We start from the raw sequence: 23,033 nt of genomic DNA, 5'->3' as shown, positions 1-23,033 counted from the left end.
AGTGCCAGCCAAGTGGCTGTGGCGCTGCTCACATTGACCGACGGAGGGAGGTTTGGTTCTGCGTGCAACCTAAAGGCAACGCTGGATCAAATGCAGGAGCTGGCTTGCCTGCGATGGCCATAGGTATCTACACAACTTTCAGAAACTGACGAACTCTCCTGTGGCGAGCCAGCTCCCACATTTGGATCGGCGCCGCTGTTGAGGGCCCGTTACAATGCCGCTCCCCCAAGGAGCCTGCATGTCCACTTTACTCACCGACTGGCGCCACCGCCCCACCCATCGCCGTGTCTGGGCCTTGGCCGCGCCGATGATTCTGTCGAATATCTCGGTGCCGCTGGTGGCCTTGGTGGACAGCATGGTCATCGGCCATCTGCCCCACGCTCACCAGTTGGGCGCGGTGGCCGTGGGGGCCAGTCTGTATACCTTCCTGGCCTGGGCCATGGGTTTTTTGCGCATGGGCACCACCGGGTTTGCCGCCCAGGCGGCCGGGCGCAATGATGGCGCGGCGTTGCGGCAAATCCTGCTGCAAGGCCTGCTGCTGGCGCTGGGGTTGGCAATGGTGCTGGGCACGGTGGGCATTCCCCTGAGCCATCTGGCGCTGGAATGGATGCAACCTTCGCCCGAATTGAACCAACTGACCCGCGAGTTTTTCCACACCCGCTTGTTCGGGTTACCTGCGGCGTTGGCCACCTATGCGCTGGTGGGCTGGTTCCTCGGCACGCAAAACGCCCGGGCGCCGCTGGCGATTCTTTTGACCACCAACCTGGTGAATATCGCCCTGAACCTATGGTTTGTACTGGGCCTGGACTGGGGCGTGGTCGGTTCGGCGCGGGCCTCGGTGATTGCCGAATGGACCGGCGCCCTGCTTGGCCTGGCCCTGACGCAAAAAGCACTGCGCGCCTACCCCGGGCATATCGCCTGGGCGGCGCTCAAGGTCTGGCAAAGCTGGCGTGCGCTGTTGGCAGTCAATCGCGATATTTTTATCCGCAGCCTGGCGCTGCAATCGGTGTTTTTCATGATCACGGTGCAAGGCGCACGGTTGGGCGATGCCACCGTCGCAGCCAATGCCTTGCTGCTCAATGGGCTATTGCTGACGGCCCATGCCTTGGACGGGCTTGCCCACGCAGTGGAAGCACTGTGCGGCCACGCCATCGGCGCCCATGACCGCCAGGCGTTGCGCCGCTCGCTGGTAGTCGCCTGCGGCTGGTCGCTGATCGCCAGCCTGGGGTTTGTGTTGTTGTTCACCTTCGCCGGCCACTTGTTTATCGCCATGCAGACCGATATCCCCAGCGTGCGTGAAACTGCCGATATCTACCTGCCGTACCTGGCGGTACTGCCGTTGATTGCAGTGTGGAGTTATCTGTTGGACGGCTTGTTCATCGGCGCGACCCGCGCACGGGAGATGCGCAATGGCATGTTGCTGACGGTGCTGATGATGCTGCCAGTTGCCTGGGCGTTGCAGGGGTTGGGTAACCACGGGCTGTGGATAACGTTCCTGCTGTTTATGGCGGTGCGCAGTTTGACGTTGTGGGCGATTGCCTGGCGGCTGAATCGGCAGGGGCTTTGGCTGGGCGCCAACTAGTGTGGGAGTGGCGGTGCGACGATTCGACTTGCCCGCGATGACCATAGGTATCTACACAACTTTGCCGCAACGCCTAGATCCAGGCAGATAGCGCAGTTGTGGCGAGCGGGCTTGCCCCGCGCTGGGCTGCGAAGCAGCCCCAATAAGCCGAATGCGTTGTACCAGATACACCGCAGCGGCTGGTTTTGGGGCTGCTTCGCAGCCCAGCGCGGGGCAAGCCCGCTCGCCACAGGAGAGTTCGTCAGTTTCTGAAAATTGTATAGATACCTATGCCGCGATGACGGCAGATCAGTCAGCACCTGTATTGACTGATCCACTGCTTTCGCGGGCAAGCCCGCTCCTACACAAGCGGGCTCCCACCGTTTGAATCGCTGCCTGCCGGTCTTAGGAGGACAGGTAGGACGAGCGAGTCAGGCCCAGGCGCAGCGCATCCAGGAACTGGGTGCGCTCGGCCGCGGTGATCTTCGCGCTGGCGCACTTGTCACGGTAGTGGGTCATCAACTCCTCCGGCGACAAGTGCACGTAGCGCAGCATGTCTTCGATGGTGTCGTGGGTCTCGATCCCGGCGCTGTACACCGTGCCATCGTCACGCTGGTAGATGTTCACCGAGTCGGTGTCACCGAACAGGTTGTGCATGTCCCCGAGGATTTCCTGGTAGGCGCCCACCAGGAAGATCCCCAGCAGATAATCTTCGCCTTCGTTCAAGCCATGTACCGGCAGGCTGGTCTCGATGCTTTGCTCGTCGACGTATTGCTTGATCTTGCCGTCGGAGTCGCAGGTCAGATCCTGCAGCACCGCGCGGCGCAGCGGCTCTTCGTCGAGGCGGTGCAGCGGCAGGATCGGCAGGACCTGGCCGATAGCCCAGGTGTCCGGCAGGCTCTGGAACACTGAGAAGTTGCAGATGTACTTGTCGGCCAGCTTGTCGTTGAGTTCGTCCAGCACCTGGCGGTGCGAGCGCTGGCGGGCCTTGAGGGAGTTGTGCAGGCGACGGCACACGGCGAAGTAGCACTGTTCGGCCAGGGCCTTTTCCGCGAGGGTCAGCTTGCCGTCGGCGTACTGGGCGGCCACGTCGCTCATGTAGTGGGTGGCGCGCCAGTAGGTTTCGGTGACCATTTCAATGTCGGTCGGACCCAGCAGGTCTACCAGCCATTGCACGGTTTCCGGCAGGCTTTCCTTGTTCTCGATCACCGGCACGTCGTCGTTGTGTTTCTCGACGTCGGTCACCTGCACCACCAGCATGGCGTGGTGGGCAGTCAGGGAGCGGCCGCTTTCGGAGAAGATGTTGGGGTGCGGCAGGTTCTGCGCATCGCAGAATTCCTTGAGCATGCCCACCACCACACCGGCGTAATCGTCCATGTCGTAGTTGATCGAGCTGGCGTTGCGCGAGTGGGTACCGTCGTAGTCCACGCCCAGGCCGCCGCCGACGTCGATGTGGTCCACCGGCAGGCCGAGGTTGCGCAGCTCGCCGTAGTAACGGATGGCTTCCTTGAACCCGTGCTGGTAGTCCGCCAGGTTGGCGATCTGCGAGCCCATGTGAAAGTGCAGCAGGCGGATGCCCTGGTCCAGGCCTGCAGCGCGGAAGCGCTCGACCACCGACAGCAGTTGCGCCGCCGACAGGCCGAACTTGGACTTCTCGCCACCGGTGTCTGCCCACTTGCTCGACGCCAGGGACGACAGGCGCACCCGCAGGCCGACCTGGGGCTTGACCTTGAGGTTGGCGGCTTCTTCGATGACCAGGCCCACTTCGGACTCTTTCTCGATCACGATGAACACGTTGTGGCCCAGCTTCTGGCCCATCAGCGCCAGGCGGATGAACTCACGGTCCTTGTAACCGTTGCAGACGATGGTGCCGCCCTTCGGTGCCAGGGCCAGCACGGCCAGCAGCTCAGGCTTGGAGCCGGCTTCCAGGCCGATGGACACGTCCTGGGTGGCGATGATGTTCTCGATCACCGCTTCTTGCTGGTTGACCTTGATCGGGTACAGCGCGGTGTATTTGCTCTGGTATTCCAGGCGCTCGATGTTGGCGTCGAAGGCACCGGTCAGCTGACGCACGCGGTCTTGCAGGATATCCGGGAAGCGCACCAGCAATGGCAGGGACAGGCCGCTTTTGCGCAACTCGTCCACTTGCTCGTACAAATCGATGGGCGAGCTGTTCGGGCCGTTCGGACGGACTTCAACGCGACCGGCATCATTGATCGCGAAATATCCGGCCCCCCAATGGCGAATCCCGTAAACACTGCGGCTGTCCGCAACTGTCCATTGGCTGCCATCGTCTTTGCGTGTGCGTCGTACGGACATCGAAGTCCCCTATATAAAGTCGAAGAGCGCCACCCAAGTCAGAGGCTGGCGCAGTCTAAAGAGTGAAAATGACGATTTGCCTGTGAGAGGGGTAGACCCCACTTGCAGGACAGAGTTTAGACACCGGTCAGGAACAGGCTCTGTGAAACCATGGAGACGACGAGCACGCTCGTCGGTGCGGGTTTCACAGAGGCTGCTAGCCGCCGGATTTCTTCGCCTTGTATCCGAGCTTGATCAACTCGGCCAACAGCAACTCGACGTGATCGCCCTGGATTTCGATGATCCCGTCTTTCAGGGCGCCACCGGTGCCACAGCGCTTCTTCAGCACGGTGGCCAACTCCTTGAGTGGCTCGGCTGCCAGGGGCACGCCGGTGATGGTGGTCACCGTCTTGCCGCCACGGCCCTTGCTCTCGCGACGAACGCGGGCAATACCGTCACCTTCGGGAATCAGGGTCTGTTTGCAGGTACAGGCGTCCACGGGCTGGCGACAGTCCGGGCAATGCCGACCTGCGTCGGTGGAAAACACCAGGCCACCAAGGGCGGCGAAGGATGCGGCTTTTTTGGCCACCGGCAATCCTCTTGGGAGGATGAAGACTGGTCAGTGCCCGCAATGGGCGGCTGACCGCGAAGCCCCACTCAGGCAGGGGCAGCGCTACCGAACCGCTTAGCCCTCCCCGCCCCTGTAGGAGCGAGCTTGCTCGCGAAAATCGTCAACGATAACGCGGGCATTCAGACAGCACGCGGTGACATTGGGTTTTTCGCGAGCAAGCTCGCTCCTACAGGGGCCGGGGAGACGCTAGAGCGGTTCGGCTTGAAAAGTCGCGCAGTGTAACGGCAAAAAGCCTACTTGCTAAGAGCCAAATGGCGCCAATTTATGCAACTTTAGCGACGTGCAGCCAGATAGCGTTTTAATGCGGCCAGGGAGTCGGGGCAATAGGGCTTTTGCTGGATATCCTCAAGCACCGCCTCGATGCTCATGAAGCGCGCTTCCAGCACTTCTTCGGGCTGCAACTGCAGCGGCCCATCCCAGACCGCCGAGAACGCCGAGCACCAGAGCCGGTTGCCCGTATCCTCAAAGAAAAAGTGATCGTGAGCGTTCAATTCAACACCACTGACGCCCAACTCTTCCTCAAGCTCACGGGCTGCCGACTGCTCATAGGTCTCGCCAGCCGCCACCATCCCGCCCGCCGCCACATCCCAATAACCGGGATAGATGGCTTTGCTCAGGGTGCGCCGATGCACGCACAACTCACCCTTTGAGTTGAATAGCATGATGTAGGTACCGCGCCCGATCAGCCCGCGTTCACGCAGGTCGGCGCGCACCAGGGCGCCGAGCAGGTTGTCCTGCTCGTCGACCCAGGCGATATGTTCGGCATCCGAGGCCGCGCGGTGCGCGACCTCCTTGGCGCTATCGACCATGACTCAACCCTGGTTCAGCAGTTGACGCAAGTCGATCACCGCCGCGTTGGCGCGGGAGATGTAGTTGGCCATCACCAGCGAGTGGTTGGCCAATATGCCATAGCCGCTGCCGTTGAGGATCATCGGGCTCCACAGGGTTTCCTGGGACGCCTCCAGCTCACGAATGATCTGGCGTACGCTGACGGTGGCGTTTTTCTTGGCCAGTACGTCGGCAAAGTCGACTTCGATGGCACGCAACAGGTGGGACAGGGCCCACGCCTGGCCACGGGCCTCGTAGAACACGTTGTCGATCTGCATCCATGGGGTTTCCACCACTTCTTCATCGAGCTGCGGCACTTCGCCCGGCGCCAGCGTTTCGGTTTTCAGCGCGGTATTGAGCTTGACCCGGCCGACACTGGCCGACAGGCGCTGCGACAACGAACCCAGGCGAGTGGCGACATCGCCCAGCCAGTTGTTCAGGTTGTCGGCACGCGCGTAGAACAACGCGCCTTTCTGGTTGGGGTCGGACAGGCGCGCTTGGTAACGGTTCAGGGAGTTGATGCCTTCCTGGTACTCCGATTCGCTGGAGGGCAGCACCCAGCTCTTGTTGTCGAAGTTAAAGCGTGGCTCGGCCTTGGCCAGGTCGGCGTCTTCGGCCGATTGCGATTGCGAGCGGGCGAAGTCCTTGCGCAGGGCACGGGTCAGGTCACGCACCTGCACCAGCACGCCGTATTCCCAGCTGGGCATATTGTCCATCCACAACCCTGGCGGGAAGCGGTCGTTGGAAATATAGCCACCCGGCTTGTTCAGCAGGGTACCCACCACGGTCTTGACGGTTTCGACGGTGGTAAAGCCGATCACCATTTGCTTGCCGTCTTTTTCGGCGGCAATTTGCGCGTTTTGCTGGACCGGGAACAAAGCCGGCTCCTGGCTCCAATACCAACCCAGGCCACCGGTGACCAACAGGTAAATCACAACCAGGGTCAGCAGGGCACGACTCATCAGCAAATTGCGAAAATAGCTGCGGGAGGCCGACTTGGGCGCAGGGCTTGGGCCTGGGGCGCTGCCTGCACGGTTTTTCCAGTCCAGCATGGCGGATATCCTTTCAGTCACTTGAGTTCAATAGCTACGACCACAACCCTACCCCATCGTGCCCGTCTGTGCGGGGCTTTTAATCAAGGTGGCGTAAAGCTGGCACTCAACTATAAAGGATGGGCGCTGATGCGCCTACGCGACCCAACAGTCAGCAAATGAATCGTCTGGACGTTGCAGTTAATTGACGTATGACACTCGTGCGAATGAAAAGAGGTGCTAGCATAGAGCCACCAGTCGACCTCAGCATGCACCCTTACCTAGTAGTCAGGATATGACCGAGCCAGAAGACCCCAGCCGTGAGCGTCTCAAGCACCACTTTGCCCAGCGGGTAATTCATCAGGCGCGTCAAATTCTTGAGATCTGGCAGCGTTTACAGCGCAGCGAATGGTCGCACGCCGAATTGAACGAACTCAGCGAGGCCAATCTGCGCCTGCTGCGTTTTGCCGAGCGCTTTGAACAACCCGAGCATGGCCAACTGGCCCGGCATATCATCGAGTCGCTTAAAGCCGTGGACGAAAACCGCGGCCGCCTGAGCAGCAACCTGATCACCGACCTCAACCGCTTGATGCAGCGCCTGTCCCGTACCGGCCTGCGCCAGGGCGATCAGTTGGACCAGACCTTCCTGCCGCCGATGCGCAAGCCTATCTACGTGATGCTGGCCGATCACGACCGCGCCGAGCGCCTGGCCAAGCAGCTGGAATTCTTTGGCTTGAGCGCCCAGTCCCTGGACAGCGTGGCGGCATTCCGTTCGTCCATGGCCGAACGCCTGCCAGCGGCGATTGTGATGGATGTGGACTTCTGCGGCACCGGCCTGGGCCTGAAACTGGCCGCCGAGGCCCAGGAAGGCCTGGAGCAGAAACTGCCGCTGCTGTTCTTCAGCCTGCACGAAACCGACACCCCCACCCGCCTGGCCGCCGTGCGCGCCGGGGGCCAGGAGTTTCTCACCGGCACCCTGGAAGCCTCCAGCCTGCTGGAAAAAATCGAAGTCCTGACCTGCGTCGCCCAGTACGAACCTTATAAAGTGCTGATCATCGACGACTCCCGCGCCCAGGCGATGCACACCGAACGCTTGCTCAACAGCGCCGGGATCGTCACCCGCACCTTGATCGAACCGATCCAGGCCATGGCTGAGCTTGCGGATTTCCAGCCCGACCTGATCATCCTCGACATGTACATGCCGGCCTGCACCGGCACCGAGCTGGCCAAGGTGATTCGCCACAACGACCGCTATGTCAGCGTGCCGATCATTTACCTGTCGGCCGAAGACGACCTGGATAAACAGCTGGACGCCATGAGCGAAGGCGGCGACGACTTCCTCACCAAGCCGATCAAGCCGCGCCACCTGATCACCACCGTGCGCAACCGCGCGGCCCGCGCCCGCCATCTCAAGGCGCGGATGGTGCGCGACAGCCTGACCGGCCTGTACAACCACACCCATATCCTGCAACTGCTGGAAGACTGCAGCTTCCGCTCGCGCCGCGAGAACAAGCCGCTGAGCTTTGCCATGCTCGACATTGACCACTTCAAGCGGGTCAACGACAGCCACGGCCACCCCATGGGCGACCGCGTGATCAAAAGCCTGGCGCTGTTTCTCAAGCAGCGTCTGCGCAAGACCGACTATATCGGCCGGTACGGCGGCGAAGAATTCGCCATTGTGATGCCCGACACCGACCTGGACGCCGCCTGCAAGGTGCTCGACGAAATCCGTGGGCGCTTCGCTGAAATCCATTACCCGGCCCAGCCCCAGGATTTGTGGTGCACCTTCAGCGCCGGCGTGGTCGAACTGTGCGACGGCTCCGATAGCCTGATGATGGCCGCCCAGGCCGACGAGGCGCTGTACCGCGCCAAGGACGCCGGGCGTAATCGGGTACACGCCGCGGGCCCCTCAAGGCAAAGTGCCACCTTTTCATCGGATTCCACTCAATCCGTCATAACGATGTAACGAAAACGCAATAACTTCAGGCACTTATCCTTCCGCCGTTGGTTGAAACCACGCATGCGCCTGAAGCTGCTGACGAATCTGAACACCCTTCTGCTGGTCGCCGTTTGCCTGGCCCTGGGCGCTACGCTCTGGTGGTCGCAACGGGCCCTCGAACGTCCTTATCTATTGATGGAGCGCTACCTGGGCTTGTCCCAGGCGTTCCAGAACCAGACCGCGCGCAATATCGACGACTATCTGGCCAGCGGCGACGCCTTGCGCCTGAGCGCTGCCGGCCAGAGCCTGGAAAGCCTGCTGCTACACCTCGACGAACTGCCGCCTGAGCTGAGCGAAAAATTGCGCCCCGGCCTGCTGGACCTCGATGGCTTCAGCAAGACCGACCTGCTGGCCGCCGGCAAACTGTCCGGCGACCCACAAGCCTTGCTGCTGCAAGCCGAGCGGGAACTGGGGGCCAATCTGGAGCAACTGAGCCAGTACGCCACGGGGGTCAACTCGGTGGGCGCGCCACGTTATCTGCCGCCGCTGCTCGCTGCCGCGCAGCATCTGGGCCGGTTATCCCTGGCGCGGGACAAGCTGGTGAGCAGCGGGCGCAGTGAACTGGCCGACGATGTAGAGCGCGAACTGGCCAATATCCGCACCCAGGCCGACCGGCTGGAGCAACTGCCGCTGCTGGGTGTGACCGCCAGCAGCGCCTCCAACAGCGATGACTTTTCTGCGTTGATGGGCCTGGAAAGCAGCGAGACCAAGGTCGTCGAAGATACCGGCGTCGGCCTCAAGCGCGAACTCAACAGCCTGCTCACACGCTACCCGGCCGAACTTGCGCGTACCCGCGAGCAAATCCAGAAACGCACTGAACTGGCCGCCGCAACCCACCTGAAAATCAACACCGTGCAGCAAGCGATCGCCGCGCTGGAGCCTGAAGTCCGTGCCCAGCACGCCAAAATCCAGGGTGAAGTGCGCATGATCCAAGGCGTGATGATCGGCCTGATCCTCCTGATCGCCCTGCTCATCGATACCCTGCAACGCCGCCTGGCGCGGGTGCTCACCAGCCTGGCGCCGGCGTTGTCGACCTGGGCCGAGGGCGACTTCAGCCAACAGATCGCCCTGGGCGCGACCAACCGCGAACTGCATGACATTGAAGCCTCGCTCAATCGCCTGCGGGCTTACCTGGTGAACCTGGTGGGCACTATTCGCACGAATGCCGAGCAAGTGGCCGGCAGCAGCCGCGCCCTGGCCGAGCTGAGCGGCGGCCTGCACGACGGGGCCGAGCGCCAGGCCGGCGACACTGCGCAAATCCGTGATTCATTGGGCGAATTGGAAGCCACGATCCAGCAGGTTGCCGGCGACGCCAGTCAGGCCGCCGGGGCCAGCCGCAGTGCCGGCGAGGCCGTGGAGCACGGCCAGCGGGTGATCGGCTTGAGCCTCACCGGCCTGCACGCGCTGGTGGGCGAAGTGCAAGACAATGCGCAGATGATCGAAAAACTCGCCGAAGAGTCCGCAACCATTGGCAGCGTGCTGACGGTGATTCGCTCGATTGCCGACCAGACCAACCTGCTGGCGCTCAACGCCGCCATCGAAGCCGCCCGCGCCGGTGAAGCCGGGCGCGGGTTTGCCGTGGTCGCCGACGAAGTACGCTCCCTGGCCCAGCGCACGGCGGGCGCCACCGCCCAGATCCAGACCCTGATCGCCGGCCTGCAAACTGCAGCACGGCAATCGGTGGAGGGCATGCGCGCCCAGGTCGAACATGCCGAAGCCACCGCCCAGCAGGCCCAAGCAGCGGATGGTGCGCTGGATGAAATCGTCGGCGCGATCCAGACCATTTCCGACACGGCCATCCGCATTGCCGATGTCACGGCCCAGCAGAGCGGCGCAGTCAGTGAGATCCGTGATAACAGCGAGCGCATCCACCAACTGGGCGAAGACAACCTGCTGCGCATTGGCCAGGGCCGCAGCCAGGGTGAGCATTTGTTGGTGCTCGGCGGGCAGCTTAATACAGCCGTGCAGGCCTTCCGCGTCTGACGCCATCTCCCAAATCAGACGGGAATCAAAAATGTGGGAGCGGGCTTGCTCGCGAATGCGGTGGGTCAGTGATGGACATGTTGACTGATACACCGCATTCGCGAGCAAGCCCGCTCCCACATTTTGATCTCCTGCGTACTCGGGACCGTGTTACCAATGACCGGATCGTGCGCCTCGGTCACATACTTTGCGCAATCCTCGCTAATCGTGCTGGCTATTGCAGAGAACTGGACAGTCATAAAGGCTTTGCGGCATAGTCGCCGGGTTCTGACGTACCCACATCCAATAACAAGGAACAGCCGATGGCGACCTTACTGGTTCTTCACGGACCCAACCTGAACCTGCTCGGCACCCGCGAACCGGGTGTGTACGGTGCAGTCACCCTCGAACAGATCAACCTCGATCTGGAACGACGGGCCCGTGAAGCCGGCCACCATCTGCTCTACCTGCAAAGCAATGCCGAGTATGAATTGATTGATCGCATTCACGCCGCGCGCAGCGAAGGCGTGGACTTTATCCTGATCAATCCCGCCGCTTTTACGCACACAAGCGTTGCATTACGTGACGCGCTGCTGGCGGTGAGCATCCCATTCATCGAAGTGCATTTATCGAACGTGCACAAACGCGAAGCTTTCCGCCATCACTCTTACTTCTCCGACGTAGCGGTAGGAGTGATCTGCGGCCTTGGCGCCAGCGGTTACCGACTGGCCCTGGAGGCCGCCCTGGAACAAATTGAAGAACAGGCTAAACGCCCCTGACCGACCCTTGGGAGTTGATGATTCATGGATATCCGTAAAGTTAAGAAACTGATCGAACTGCTGGAAGAATCCGGTATCGACGAGCTGGAAATCAAGGAAGGCGAAGAGTCCGTACGGATCAGCCGTCACAGCAAGACCCCGGCCCAACAGTTCTACGCGCCGCAGATGCAAGCGCCGGCTCCAGCCGCTGCTGCTCCGGCCGCCGCACCTGCTGCTGCCGCCGCTCCCGCCGCACCGGCCGCGCCAGTGCTCAACGGTTTCGTGGTCAAGTCGCCAATGGTCGGTACTTTCTACCGCACCCCGGCACCGACCTCGCCAGCCTTCGTTGAAGTGGGCAAGACTGTGAAAGTGGGCGACACCATCTGCATCGTGGAAGCGATGAAAATGATGAACCACATCACGGCCGAAAAAGCCGGCGTCATCGAATCCATCCTGGTAGAAAACGGTCAGCCGGTTGAGTACGACCAGCCGCTGTTCACCATCGTTTGAACCGCGGAGCGCCTTCGATGTTGAAACCTGCGAAGAAACTGCAAAAAGTCCTGATCGCCAACCGCGGCGAGATCGCGCTGCGTATCCTGCGCGCCTGTAAGGAAGAGGGCATCAAGACCGTCGCTGTTTACTCGACGGCCGATACCGAACTGATGCACGTGAAACTGGCGGACGAAAGCATCTGCATCGGCCCGCCACTGGCCACGAACTCGTACCTGAAGGTCTCGAACATCATCGCCGCTGCTGAAGTAACTGGCGCCGATGGCATCCACCCTGGCTACGGCTTCCTCGCGGAAAACGCCGACTTCGCCGAACAGGTGGAAAAATCCGGTTTCGCCTTCATCGGCCCGAAAGCCGAGACCATTCGCCTGATGGGCGACAAGGTTTCGGCCAAGGACGCCATGATCGCAGCCGGTGTGCCAACCGTTCCAGGTTCCGACGGCCCGCTGCCTGAAGACGAGGAAACCGCCCTGCGCATTGGTCGCGAAGTCGGTTACCCGGTGATCATCAAGGCCGCCGGCGGCGGCGGTGGTCGCGGCATGCGCGTGGTGCACAAGGAAGAAGACCTGATCGAAGCGGCCAAGCAGACTCGCTCGGAAGCGGGCGCCTGGTTCGGCAACCCGATGGTTTACCTGGAAAAATACCTGACCAACCCACGTCACGTGGAAGTCCAGGTACTGTCCGACGGCCAAGGCCACGCCATCCACCTGGGCGACCGCGATTGCTCGCTGCAACGCCGTCACCAGAAGGTCCTGGAAGAAGCTCCGGCTCCTGGCCTGGATGAAAAGGCACGCCAGGAAGTCCTGGCTCGCTGCGTCAAGGCTTGCATCGATATCAACTACCGTGGCGCCGGGACTTTCGAGTTCCTCTACGAGAACGGCCGCTTCTACTTCATCGAGATGAACACTCGCGTGCAGGTAGAGCATCCGGTTTCGGAGATGGTCACCGGTATCGATATCGTCAAGGAGATGCTGAGCATCGCCGCTGGCAACGTGCTGTCCTTCACCCAGGACGACGTGAAGATGCACGGCCACTCCCTGGAGTGCCGGATCAACGCCGAAGACCCCAAGACCTTTATCCCAAGCCCTGGCCTGGTCAAGCATTTCCATGCGCCAGGCGGCAACGGCGTGCGTGTGGATTCGCACCTGTACAGCGGCTACAAGGTTCCGTCCAACTACGACTCGCTGATCGGCAAGCTGATCACCTGGGGCGCCACCCGCGACGAGGCCATGGCCCGTATGCGCAACGCCCTGGACGAAATCGTGGTCGACGGCATCAAGACCAACATCCCACTGCATCGGGATCTGGTTCGTGATGAAGGCTTCTGCGAAGGTGGTGTGAACATTCACTACCTGGAACACAAGCTGGCCAACCAGTAAGTGCTCCACCCAACAAAGCCGCCTTCGGGCGGTTTTGTTGTTTATGGATGCACACAATCCAAATGTGGGAGCGGGCTTGCTCGCGAATGCGGTGTATCAGTCAACATGTCCATCACTGACCCACCGCATTCGCGAGCAAGCCCGCTCCCACATTTTGCTCCATGTACACCCGCTGCAGCGCATATCGTCGGCACTGTCGTCTTCTGGCCTGCTCTCGCGTAAACTTGCGCCCTTTCGCAGCCCACCCCGCTGCACACTCATTTTTTTCAAAGGTGCCCGCCATGCCTTGGCTGCAAGTCCGTCTCGCCATCAGCCCAGAACAAGCCGAAACCTATGAAGACGCGTTCCTCGAAGTGGGCGCCGTATCGGTGACCTTCATGGACGCCGAAGACCAACCGATTTTCGAGCCTGAGCTGAACACCACCCCCCTGTGGTCCCACACCCACCTGCTGGCCCTGTTCGAAGACGGCACCGACGCCGCCAGCGTGTTTGCCCACATGGAACTGCTGACCGGCGGCCCATTGCCCGAGCACCACAGTGAAGTGATCGAAGACCAGGACTGGGAACGCAGCTGGATGGACAACTTCCAGCCCATGCGTTTCGGCCAGCGTCTGTGGATCGTGCCAAGCTGGCATGCCGCCCCGGAGCCTGAGGCCGTCAACCTGCTGCTGGACCCGGGCCTGGCGTTCGGTACCGGCACCCACCCGACCACCGCCCTGTGCCTGGAATGGCTCGACGGCCAGGACTTGCAAGGCTGCAACGTGCTGGACTTCGGCTGCGGCTCGGGGATCCTGGCCATCGCCGCGCTGCTGCTGGGCGCCCAGGAAGCGGTCGGCACCGATATCGACGTGCAGGCCCTGGAAGCCTCCCGCGATAACGCCGGGCGCAACAACATCCCTGAAGACAAATTCCCACTGTACCTACCGGAGCAGTTACCCCAGGTCCAGGCCGACGTATTGGTCGCCAATATCCTTGCCGGGCCGCTGGTCTCACTGGCCCCGCAACTGTCGAGCCTGGTCAAGCCAGGCGGGCGCCTGGCGTTGTCGGGGATCCTCGCCGAGCAGGGTGAAGAAGTCGCCGCCGCCTATGCCCAGGACTTTGACCTAGACCCCATCGCCAACCGCGATGGCTGGGTACGCATCAGCGGTCGTCGGCGCTAGAATGAGCGCCTGCATGAATCGGATGGCCGCATGACCGACAGTTTCGTCACCCAGTGCCCGCATTGCCAAACCCGTTTCCGCGTCAGCCATGCTCAACTGAGCGTGGCCCGTGGCGTGGTTCGCTGTGGCTCTTGCCTGCAAGTGTTCAACGCTGCCCGCCAGTTGCTGGAGCAGCGCGCACACGCACCTGAAGCGCCGAGCGCCGAAACAGCGCCGCGCGCCATCAGCCAGAAGCAATGGAGCGCCGAAGAGCTGGACCTGGACAACCTGGACCTCGACGAAGAACTGGCCAAGCTGGAGCGCCGGGAGATCCAGCACACCCAGCCCCTGGGCAGCGACCGGCGCCAGGCCAGCGCTGACCGCCGGCAAAAAGACGAGTCGATGAGCGCCAGCCGCGACACCGCCAAGGCCGAAGAGGAACAGTGGGCCGCCAGCCTGTTCAGCGATCCTCCGGACGAACGGGCTGCGACAATCGCCCACACCGAGGAGGAAGCCGAGCCGGCGCCAGTAGCCACAGGCAAATCCCTGCGCACCGAACCTTCGATGTCCTTCGACCTTCACGAGGTGGACGACGAGCCGACGGCGCTGCATACCGCCGACGCCCTCGACCCGCCCGAGCCGACGCTCGGCAGCGAACCGGACGAGCCGGAACCGCGCCGCAAGCGCCCTCGCGCCACGTCCAACGCCCATGACGAGATGCTGCAGGACCTGGAAGACGACCCGCTGCATCTCTATACCGGCAAACGTCCCGCCGGCTGGGGCCGCCGCCTGTTCTGGCTGACCCTGGTGCTGCTGGCCGCCGCCACCCTCGCCGGCCAGTACATCGCCTACCAGTTCGACGACCTGGCCCGCCAGGACAAGTACCGGCCATGGTTCCAGGAACTGTGCCCGAAACTGGGCTGCACCGTGCCATCGCGGGTCGATATCGCCCATATAAAGAGCAGCAACCTGGTGGTGCGCAGCCATCCCGAGTTCGCCGGCGCCCTGGTGGTGGATGCGATCATCTACAACCGCGCCACATTCTCCCAGCCGTTCCCGCTGCTGGAGCTGCGCTTTGCCGACCTCAATGGCCGGATGATCGCCAGCCGGCGCTTCAAGCCTGCCGAGTACCTCAGCGGTGAACTGGCCGGCCAGACCGAGATGCCGTCCCAGACTCCGATCCATATCGCCCTGGACATTCTCGACCCGGGCAACAAAGCCGTGAACTACAGTCTCAGTTTCCACTCCCCCGAGTGATTGGCGGCGCGCGTCAAGGTTCGGACGGCAGGTTATTGACTTGTCCGTCCGCGACCAAACCGCCGGCGATAAGAAAATAACTGCTCAGATTTTATCCAATTCAGCCTTTAACCAGTCATCGAGAGCGGGTATCATGCCAACCCTTTTTCGAACTCTAATGATCCGGCCCCACAACAGGGAAGTCCTATGTCGGCGGTACGCATCGGCCCATATACATTGCCAAACGCTTTGATTCTCGCCCCAATGGCGGGTGTCACCGACCAGCCCTTTCGTCAGCTGTGCAAACGTTTGGGCGCAGGCCTCGTAGTTTCGGAAATGGTCACCAGCGACATGAGCTTGTGGAACACCCGCAAATCGCGGATGCGCATGATCCACGAAGGTGATCCCGAGCCCCGCTCGGTACAGATCGCCGGTGGTGATGCACAAATGCTGGCGGATGCGGCCCGGGCCAACGTAGAGCTGGGTGCACAGATTATTGATATCAACATGGGCTGCCCGGCCAAGAAGGTCTGCAACAAGGCCGCCGGTTCCGCCCTGTTGAAGGATGAGCAACTGGTGGCCGAGATCCTGCAGGCCGTTGTCGGCGCCGTGGATGTACCGGTCACCCTGAAGATCCGTACCGGCTGGGACCGGGACAACAAGAACGGCCTGACGGTGGCGAAGATCGCCGAACAGGCAGGCATTACAGCATTGGCGGTGCATGGCCGCACCCGCGCTGACCTTTATACCGGTGAAGCCGAATACGACACCATTGCTGCGATCAAGCAGGCGGTGTCGATTCCGGTCTTTGCCAACGGCGACATCGATTCGGCCGAGAAAGCCCGGCGCGTGCTGCACGCAACCGGTGCCGATGGCCTGTTGATCGGCCGAGCCGCCCAAGGGCGGCCATGGATTTTCCGTGAGATCGAGCATTTCCTGCGTACCGGCCAAATCATGCCGGCACCGGGGCTGATCGAGGTGGAACGTATTCTGCTAGAGCATCTGGCCGCCCTGCACACCTTCTATGGGGATGTGATGGGTGCGCGCATTGCTCGCAAGCATGTGGGTTGGTATCTCGCAACCCTGCCCGGCGCCAAAGAGTTTCGCGCCGGGTTCAATCGTTTGGATGAAACGCAAGCACAGGTCACCGCCGTTCGTGAGTTCTTTGCCGAACGAGACAAGAGCCTGAGAGCAGGGGACGGAGAAGGGGTGGCCGCATGACGATGATGACCGAGACTTTAGTGAGTGGAACAACACCCGTGAGCGACAACGTCAATTTGAAACAGCACCTCAACACGCCGAGCGAAGAAGGCCAGACCCTTCGCGGGAGCGTCGAGAAAGCGCTGCACAATTATTTCGCCCACCTTGAGGGCGCGGCCGTCACGGATGTGTACAACCTGGTGCTCTCCGAAGTCGAGGCGCCCTTGCTCGAAAGCGTGATGAACTACGTCAAGGGCAACCAGACCAAAGCCAGTGAGCTGCTGGGCCTGAACCGTGGGACCCTGCGCAAGAAGCTCAAACAATACGATTTGCTGTAAGCATTCAATCAAACCAGAAAGGCGCCCGCGTAAAACCGGTCGCCTTTTTTGCTGACTCCTTTGCTTTTGATGGAAATTGAGATGACCGACCAGACTACCCGCCTGCCGATCCGCCGCGCCTTGATCAGTGTTTCCGACAAGACCGGGATCCTCGAATTTGCCCGGGAGCTGGAAGCCCTGGGTGTGGAAATCCTCTCCACGGGCGGGACCTTCAAACTGCTGCAGGACAACGGCGTGGCCGCAGTAGAAGTCGCGGACTACACCGGTTTCGCAGAAATGATGGACGGTCGGGTCAAGACCCTGCACCCGAAAATCCATGGCGGCATTCTCGGCCGTCGCGGTATCGACGACGCCATCATGAACGAGCACGGCATCAAGCCGATCGACCTGGTGGCCGTTAACCTCTACCCGTTCGAAGCCACCATCAACAAGCCAGGCTGCGACTTGCCGACCGCTATCGAAAACATCGATATCGGCGGCCCGACCATGGTGCGCTCGGCGGCCAAGAACCACAAAGACGTGGCCATCGTGGTCAACGCCAGCGACTACGCCCAGGTATTGGAAAGCCTGAAAGCCGGCGGCCTGACCTACGCCCAGCGTTTCGACCTGATGCTCAAGGCCTTCGAACACACCGCCGCCTACGACGGCATGATCGCCAACTACATGGGCACCGTGAACCAGGCCGCCGAGACCCTCAGCACTGAAGGCCGCAGCCAGTTCCCGCGCACCTTCAACAGCCAGTTCATCAAGGCCCAGGAAATGCGCTACGGCGAGAACCCGCACCAGAGCGCGGCGTTCTACGTGGAAGCCAAGCCTGCCGAAGTGGGGATCGCCACCGCGACCCAACTGCAAGGCAAAGAGCTGTCCTACAACAACGTGGCCGATACCGACGCCGCGCTGGAATGCGTGAAGAGCTTCGTCAAGCCGGCCTGTGTGATCGTCAAGCACGCCAACCCATGCGGCGTGGCCGTGAGCCCGGACGCCGAAGGCGGGATCCGCCAGGCCTACGAACTGGCCTACGCCACCGATACCGAATCGGCATTCGGCGGCATCATTGCCTTCAACCGCGAACTGGACGCCGAGACCGCCAAGGCTATCGTCGAGCGTCAGTTCGTTGAAGTGATCATCGCACCAAGCGTTAGCGACGAAGCCCGTGCCATCGTTGCGGCCAAGGCCAATGTACGCCTGTTGGCCTGCGGCGAATGGTCGGCTGACCGCGCCGCTGCCTGGGACTACAAGCGCGTCAATGGCGGCTTGCTGGTACAGAGCCGCGACATCGGCATGATCGGCAGCGAAGACCTTAAAGTGGTGACCAAGCGCGCACCGACCGAGCAAGAGATCAACGACCTGATCTTCGCCTGGAAAGTGGCCAAGTACGTTAAATCCAACGCCATCGTCTACGCCAAGAACCGCCAGACCATCGGTGTCGGCGCTGGCCAGATGAGCCGGGTGAACTCGGCGCGTATCGCCGCGATCAAGGCCGAACACGCCGGTTTGCAGGTGGTGGGTTCGGTGATGGCTTCCGACGCATTCTTCCCGTTCCGCGATGGCCTGGACAACGCCGCCAAAGCGGGCGTGACTGCCGTGATCCAACCGGGCGGCTCGATGCGTGATGCCGAGGTGATCGCCGCGGCTGATGAAGCCGGTATCGCGATGGTCTTCACTGGCATGCGCCACTTCCGTCACTGATCCAAATGTGGGAGGGGGTTATGTGGGAGCGGGCTTGCTCGCGAATGGGGTGTGTCATTCGACACATTCCTCACAGGCCCACCGCTTTCGCGAGCAAGCCCGCTCCCACATTTTAAAGCGCTCCTGCAGCGCCTACAGAATTCGAGGTTTTTGAAATGAATGTTTTGATCATTGGCAGCGGTGGCCGTGAACACGCCCTGGCCTGGAAAGTTGCCCAAGACCCACGCGTGCAGAAAGTCTTCGTCGCTCCCGGCAACGCCGGTACCGCCATTGAAGCCAAGTGCGAAAACGTCGCCATCGACGTATTGGCCCTTGAGCAACTGGCCGACTTTGCACAAAAGAACGTGTCCCTGACCATCGTCGGCCCGGAAGTACCGCTGGTGGCGGGCGTCGTGGACCTGTTCCGCAGCCGTGGCCTGGACTGCTTCGGCCCCACTGCCGGCGCGGCCCAGCTGGAAGGCTCGAAAGCCTTCACCAAGGACTTCCTGGCTCGCCACAAGATCCCGACCGCCGACTACCAGAACTTCACCGAGATCGAGCCGGCCCTGGCTTACCTGCGTGAAAAAGGCGCCCCGATCGTGATCAAGGCCGATGGCCTGGCCGCCGGAAAAGGCGTGATCGTGGCGATGACCCTGCAGGAAGCCGAAGACGCCGTGCGCGACATGCTCGCCGGCAATGCCTTCGGTGATGCCGGTTCGCGGGTAGTGATCGAAGAATTCCTCGACGGCGAAGAAGCCAGCTTCATCGTGATGGTCGACGGCAAGAACGTCTTGCCGATGGCCACCAGCCAGGACCACAAGCGCGTCGGCGACGGCGACACCGGCCCGAACACCGGTGGCATGGGTGCCTACTCCCCTGCCCCGGTGGTCACCGCCGAGGTGCACCAGCGCGTCATGGACCTGGTGATCTGGCCGACCGTGCGCGGCATGGCCGATGAAGGCAATGTCTACACTGGCTTCCTGTACGCAGGCCTGATGATCGACAAGGCCGGCAACCCGAAAGTCATCGAGTTCAACTGCCGCTTCGGCGACCCGGAAACCCAACCGGTGATGCTGCGCCTGCAGTCGAGCCTGGTGCTGCTGGTAGAGGCCGCCCTGGCCCAAGCGCTGGACAAGGTTGAAGCACAATGGGACCCGCGCCCAAGCGTCGGTATCGTGCTGGCCGCAGGTGGCTACCCTGCCGACTACGCCAAGGGTGATGTGATCCAGGGTCTGGATGCAGCCGCCACACTGGAAGGCAAGGTGTTCCACGCGGGGACCGCGCTCAAGGATGGCCAGGTCGTCACCGCAGGTGGTCGTGTGCTGTGCGCCACTGCCATGGGCGCCAGTGTCGATGCCGCCCAGCAGCAAGCGTACAAGCTGGCCGCCAAGATCGACTGGCAGGGCTGCTTCTACCGCAAGGACATTGGCTACCGTGCCATTGCCCGTGAGCGCGGTGAAGATCAGTAACCAGCTATCCGTTCGGCTAGGCAAGGGCCTTTGGCTCTTGCCGTCCTATTGCGGTCCCGCGCATAGTTAACCCCGTGCATCAACCTACGAAGGGATTTCGCCGTGCGCTGGCTCAGGATCGCCATAGTTTTTACTGTCAGCCTGCTGACCTTGCTCTGTCTGTTGCCGGCCCAGGCCGTCGCGCAAGGCAGTGGCTGGGCCGTATTGCTTGATGAACAGGCCGACCTGCAACTGAGCGACATTCGCTCCCCGCGCTACAACAACCAATTCAGCCCCATCGAACTGGAGCGGATCACCGCCGCCGAGCCCCATGGCGCGCTGTGGGTACGTTTCAGGCTGCAGCCCGGCAAGCACGAGCAAGTGCTGCGGGTGTTCGCGCCGGACCTGGCGCACCTCAATCTGTACGTGCTGGACGGCGACACGCTGATCGAGCAAGTGAATACCGGCACTCGCCAACCCCAGGCTGAACGCCCGCTACCGAGCAGCGACTTCATGCTGCCCATGCCCCAGAGCCAGAAACCCCTGGATGTGTACGTGCGCCTGGTCTCGGAGCACGAACTGCGGCCGTACCTGACCCTTGAGCCGGCCGTGATGGCCGCCGCCAACCAGACCCAGACCCTGGTCTATGGCCTGCTGTTCGGCTGCCTGCTGATGCTGATCCTGCACAACCTTACCCGCTACGCCTACCATCGCTCGCGCAGCAGCCTGTGGCTGGCGGCCTGCGAGGTGCTGCTGTTGCTCAGCCTGTTGCTGCTGCTCAACCTGCTGGGCCCCTGGCTGCCGAACTGGCACGCGCTGCAAACGCCAGGCGCCTATATGGCGCTGCTGCTGACCGCGCCATGCGGCTTGATGTTCGCCTACCGCTTCTTTGCGCCACTGGGTCCGCACCCGCTGAACAAGCTGTTAATGGCCGATATCCTGCTGATCGTTCTGTGCGGCCTGTTGCTGCTGTTCGTCAACACCCTGCCGCTGAACATCATCACCTATGCCCTGGTGGCGCTGGCCGGACTGAGCATGCTGTTTGTCTCGGCCTACCATTGGCAAAAAGGCTACCGGCCTGCCCGCCTGTTCTTGCTCGCCATGGTGGTGTTCAACACCGGCACGCTGATTATCCTTCCGGCCCTGCTAGGCCTGACTCTGGTAGCCCCGCAAGGCCTGATCATCACCCTGCTGGCGGTGATCTGCATCAGCGGCCTGTTGATGAGCCAGGCCTTGGGCGAGCGTCAGCGCAGCATCGTCGAGGATCGCTTCAGCCTCAGTCGCGACCTGGCGGCCAGCAACGCCGAAATCGCGGCCAAGGCCGAGTTCCTGGCCAAGATCAGCCATGAAATCCGCACGCCCATGAACGGCGTACTGGGCATGACCGAATTGCTGCTGGGCACGCCTTTGTCGGTCAAGCAGCGCGACTACGTGCAGACTATCCACAGCGCCGGCAATGAATTGCTGACCCTGATCAACGAGATTCTCGACATCTCCAAGCTCGAATCCGGGCAGATTGAACTGGACGATGTGCAGTTCGACCTCAATGCCCTGATCGAAGACTGCCTGAGTATTTTCCGCGCCAAGGCCGAGCAGCAGAACGTCGAACTGATCAGCTTTATCCAGCCCCAGGTACCACGGGTCATCAGTGGCGATCCCACACGCCTGCGCCAGGCCCTGCTGAGCCTGCTGGAAAATGCCCTGCAAAAGACCGACGAAGGTGAAGTGCTGATCGTGGTCGCCCTGGATGAGCGCAACAGCAAACCGCGTCTGCGCATCGCCGTGCAAGACAGCGGCCTGCCAATGGAAGCCGCCGAGCGCGACGCCCTGCTGCACAGCGAACTGCACAGCAAGAACTTCCTCTCGGCCACCCGCCTGAGCGGCCACCTCGGCCTAGTGATCGCCCGCCAACTGATCCTGTTGATGAATGGCGAGTTCGGCATCAAGGCTGGCAGCCAGCAAGGCAGCACCCTGTGGCTGACCTTGCCGCTGGACCCCGAGCGCCTGGAGCACCCGACCTCCGATCTCGACGGCCCACTGCAAGGCGCGCGGGTGTTGGTGGTGGACGACAACGACACCTGCCGCAAAGTGCTGGTGCAGCAATGCACCGCCTGGGGCCTGAATGTCAGCTCCGTGCCGTCGGGCAAGGAAGCCCTGGCCTTGCTGCGCACCAAGGCGCACCTGCGCGACTATTTCGACGTGGTGCTGCTGGACCAGAACATGCCCGGCATGACCGGCATGCAACTGGCGGCGAAGATCAAGGAAGACCCGAGCCTGAACCACGACATCCTGCTGATCATGCTCACCGGCATCAGCAACGCACCGAGCAAGATCATCGCGCGCAACTGCGGGATCAAACGCATCCTGGCCAAGCCGGTCGCGGGCTACACCCTCAAGACCACCCTGGCCGACGAACTGACCCAGCGCAACAAAGGCGTGGTCCAACCCCGCCACACCACGCCGAACGTTCCCGTGGCCGTCACCGTGCCCAGTGATTTCCGCATCCTGGTGGCCGAAGACAACAGCATCTCCACCAAAGTGATTCGCGGCATGCTCGGCAAGCTCAACCTGCAACCCGATACCGCCAGCAATGGCGAGGAAGCGTTGCAGGCGATGAAGGCCCAGCGTTACGACCTGGTGTTGATGGACTGCGAAATGCCGATCCTCGATGGCTTCTCCGCGACCCAGCAGCTGCGGGTCTGGGAGGTCAGCAACCAGCGCACCCGCACGCCAGTGGTGGCACTGACCGCGCACATTCTCTCGGAACACAAGGAACGCGCACGCCAGGCCGGGATGGATGGGCATATGGCCAAGCCGGTGGAGTTGTCGCAACTGCGCGAACTGGTGGAGTACTGGGTGACACAGCGTGAGCAGCCGGCGGAGCAGGCGCACATTTCCTGAGGCAAGGAGGCTCCCTGTGGCGAGGGGGCTTGTCCCCCGTTGGGCCGCGAAGCGGCCCTAAAACCTGCTATCCGGATTTAACTGAAAGAACTCAGTGAGGCGGGTGGGGCCGCTTCGCAGCCCAACGGGGGACAAGCCCCTCGCCA

At 61.9% G+C, this 23,033-nt stretch carries 16 protein-coding genes and 1 pseudogene; 13 read left to right on the top strand and 4 right to left on the bottom strand.

Annotated elements, in window-relative coordinates; all coding sequences use genetic code 11:
• Nucleotides 1-238 precede the first annotated feature (238 nt).
• Nucleotides 239-1,582, top strand: coding sequence for an MATE family efflux transporter (locus JTY93_RS02930; RefSeq protein WP_205478146.1), 1,344 nt, complete (start codon nucleotides 239-241; stop codon nucleotides 1,580-1,582).
• A 384-nt stretch (nucleotides 1,583-1,966) separates the two neighbouring features.
• Here the strand turns inward: JTY93_RS02930 and speA are convergent, their stop codons facing one another.
• The 4 genes from speA to JTY93_RS02910 all read right to left on the bottom strand — a co-directional run bounded on the left by speA (nucleotide 1,967) and on the right by JTY93_RS02910 (nucleotide 6,370).
• Entirely contained in the window at nucleotides 1,967-3,880 is a 1,914-nt protein-coding gene (speA, locus tag JTY93_RS02925; protein WP_029297633.1) for an arginine decarboxylase, read from the bottom strand.
• A gap of 196 nt (nucleotides 3,881-4,076) precedes the next feature.
• Nucleotides 4,077-4,448, bottom strand: coding sequence for a translation initiation factor Sui1 (locus JTY93_RS02920; RefSeq protein WP_029297635.1), 372 nt, complete (start codon nucleotides 4,446-4,448; stop codon nucleotides 4,077-4,079).
• A 314-nt stretch (nucleotides 4,449-4,762) separates the two neighbouring features.
• Entirely contained in the window at nucleotides 4,763-5,299 is a 537-nt protein-coding gene (locus JTY93_RS02915; protein WP_205480139.1) for an NUDIX hydrolase, read from the bottom strand.
• 3 nt (nucleotides 5,300-5,302) lie between these two features.
• A complete protein-coding gene (locus JTY93_RS02910) occupies nucleotides 5,303-6,370 on the bottom strand; it encodes a DUF2333 family protein (RefSeq protein ID WP_205480141.1) in 1,068 nt (355 codons plus the stop codon).
• Between the two features lie 274 nt (nucleotides 6,371-6,644).
• Here JTY93_RS02910 and JTY93_RS02905 point away from each other — a divergent pair, with 274 nt between their 5' ends.
• The 12 genes and pseudogenes from JTY93_RS02905 (at nucleotide 6,645) to JTY93_RS02850 (ending at nucleotide 22,887) form a co-directional block, all read left to right on the top strand.
• Nucleotides 6,645-8,315 carry a response regulator gene (locus JTY93_RS02905; protein ID WP_205480144.1) on the top strand — a complete coding sequence of 557 codons (1,671 nt, stop codon included), beginning with the start codon at nucleotides 6,645-6,647 and terminating at the stop codon, nucleotides 8,313-8,315.
• Nucleotides 8,316-9,815: 1,500 nt separating this feature from the next.
• Nucleotides 9,816-10,331, top strand: a pseudogene (locus tag JTY93_RS30255) (methyl-accepting chemotaxis protein); the annotation flags it as partial.
• Nucleotides 10,332-10,633: 302 nt separating this feature from the next.
• Nucleotides 10,634-11,089, top strand: coding sequence for a type II 3-dehydroquinate dehydratase (aroQ, locus tag JTY93_RS02895; protein ID WP_133713887.1), 456 nt, complete (start codon nucleotides 10,634-10,636; stop codon nucleotides 11,087-11,089).
• Nucleotides 11,090-11,113: 24 nt separating this feature from the next.
• Complete coding sequence (gene accB, locus JTY93_RS02890; RefSeq protein ID WP_029297651.1) at nucleotides 11,114-11,578, top strand: acetyl-CoA carboxylase biotin carboxyl carrier protein; 465 nt, start codon at nucleotides 11,114-11,116, stop codon at nucleotides 11,576-11,578.
• 17 nt (nucleotides 11,579-11,595) lie between these two features.
• Nucleotides 11,596-12,957 carry an acetyl-CoA carboxylase biotin carboxylase subunit gene (gene accC, locus JTY93_RS02885; RefSeq protein WP_003188188.1) on the top strand — a complete coding sequence of 454 codons (1,362 nt, stop codon included), beginning with the start codon at nucleotides 11,596-11,598 and terminating at the stop codon, nucleotides 12,955-12,957.
• A gap of 281 nt (nucleotides 12,958-13,238) precedes the next feature.
• Nucleotides 13,239-14,117, top strand: coding sequence for a 50S ribosomal protein L11 methyltransferase (prmA, locus tag JTY93_RS02880; protein ID WP_205477562.1), 879 nt, complete (start codon nucleotides 13,239-13,241; stop codon nucleotides 14,115-14,117).
• Nucleotides 14,118-14,147: 30 nt separating this feature from the next.
• Nucleotides 14,148-15,353: a DUF3426 domain-containing protein gene (locus JTY93_RS02875; protein ID WP_205477561.1), complete on the top strand. Its 1,206-nt coding sequence runs from the start codon at nucleotides 14,148-14,150 to the stop codon at nucleotides 15,351-15,353.
• A gap of 186 nt (nucleotides 15,354-15,539) precedes the next feature.
• Nucleotides 15,540-16,553, top strand: a complete 1,014-nt coding sequence (gene dusB, locus JTY93_RS02870; protein WP_205477560.1) for a tRNA dihydrouridine synthase DusB — start codon at nucleotides 15,540-15,542, stop codon at nucleotides 16,551-16,553.
• Nucleotides 16,550-16,870 carry a DNA-binding transcriptional regulator Fis gene (gene fis, locus JTY93_RS02865; protein ID WP_003186237.1) on the top strand — a complete coding sequence of 107 codons (321 nt, stop codon included), beginning with the start codon at nucleotides 16,550-16,552 and terminating at the stop codon, nucleotides 16,868-16,870. The genes dusB and fis overlap by 4 nt, the downstream gene beginning before the upstream one ends.
• Nucleotides 16,871-16,951: 81 nt before the next feature.
• Nucleotides 16,952-18,559, top strand: a complete 1,608-nt coding sequence (purH, locus tag JTY93_RS02860) for a bifunctional phosphoribosylaminoimidazolecarboxamide formyltransferase/IMP cyclohydrolase (protein WP_205477559.1) — start codon at nucleotides 16,952-16,954, stop codon at nucleotides 18,557-18,559.
• Nucleotides 18,560-18,714: 155 nt separating this feature from the next.
• Nucleotides 18,715-20,007: a phosphoribosylamine--glycine ligase gene (purD, locus tag JTY93_RS02855; RefSeq protein ID WP_205477558.1), complete on the top strand. Its 1,293-nt coding sequence runs from the start codon at nucleotides 18,715-18,717 to the stop codon at nucleotides 20,005-20,007.
• Nucleotides 20,008-20,109: 102 nt separating this feature from the next.
• Nucleotides 20,110-22,887 (top strand): hybrid sensor histidine kinase/response regulator, encoded by a 2,778-nt coding sequence (locus JTY93_RS02850; protein WP_205477557.1) that lies wholly within the window; start codon nucleotides 20,110-20,112, stop codon nucleotides 22,885-22,887.
• Nucleotides 22,888-23,033: the final 146 nt, after the last annotated feature.

Origin of the sequence: Pseudomonas hygromyciniae, from assembly GCF_016925675.1 — a bacterium.
Classification (GTDB): Bacteria; Pseudomonadota; Gammaproteobacteria; order Pseudomonadales; family Pseudomonadaceae; genus Aquipseudomonas; species Aquipseudomonas hygromyciniae.
The sequence above is the reverse complement of the archived record's forward strand: the minus strand, read 5'-3'. Positions and strand labels throughout refer to the sequence as shown.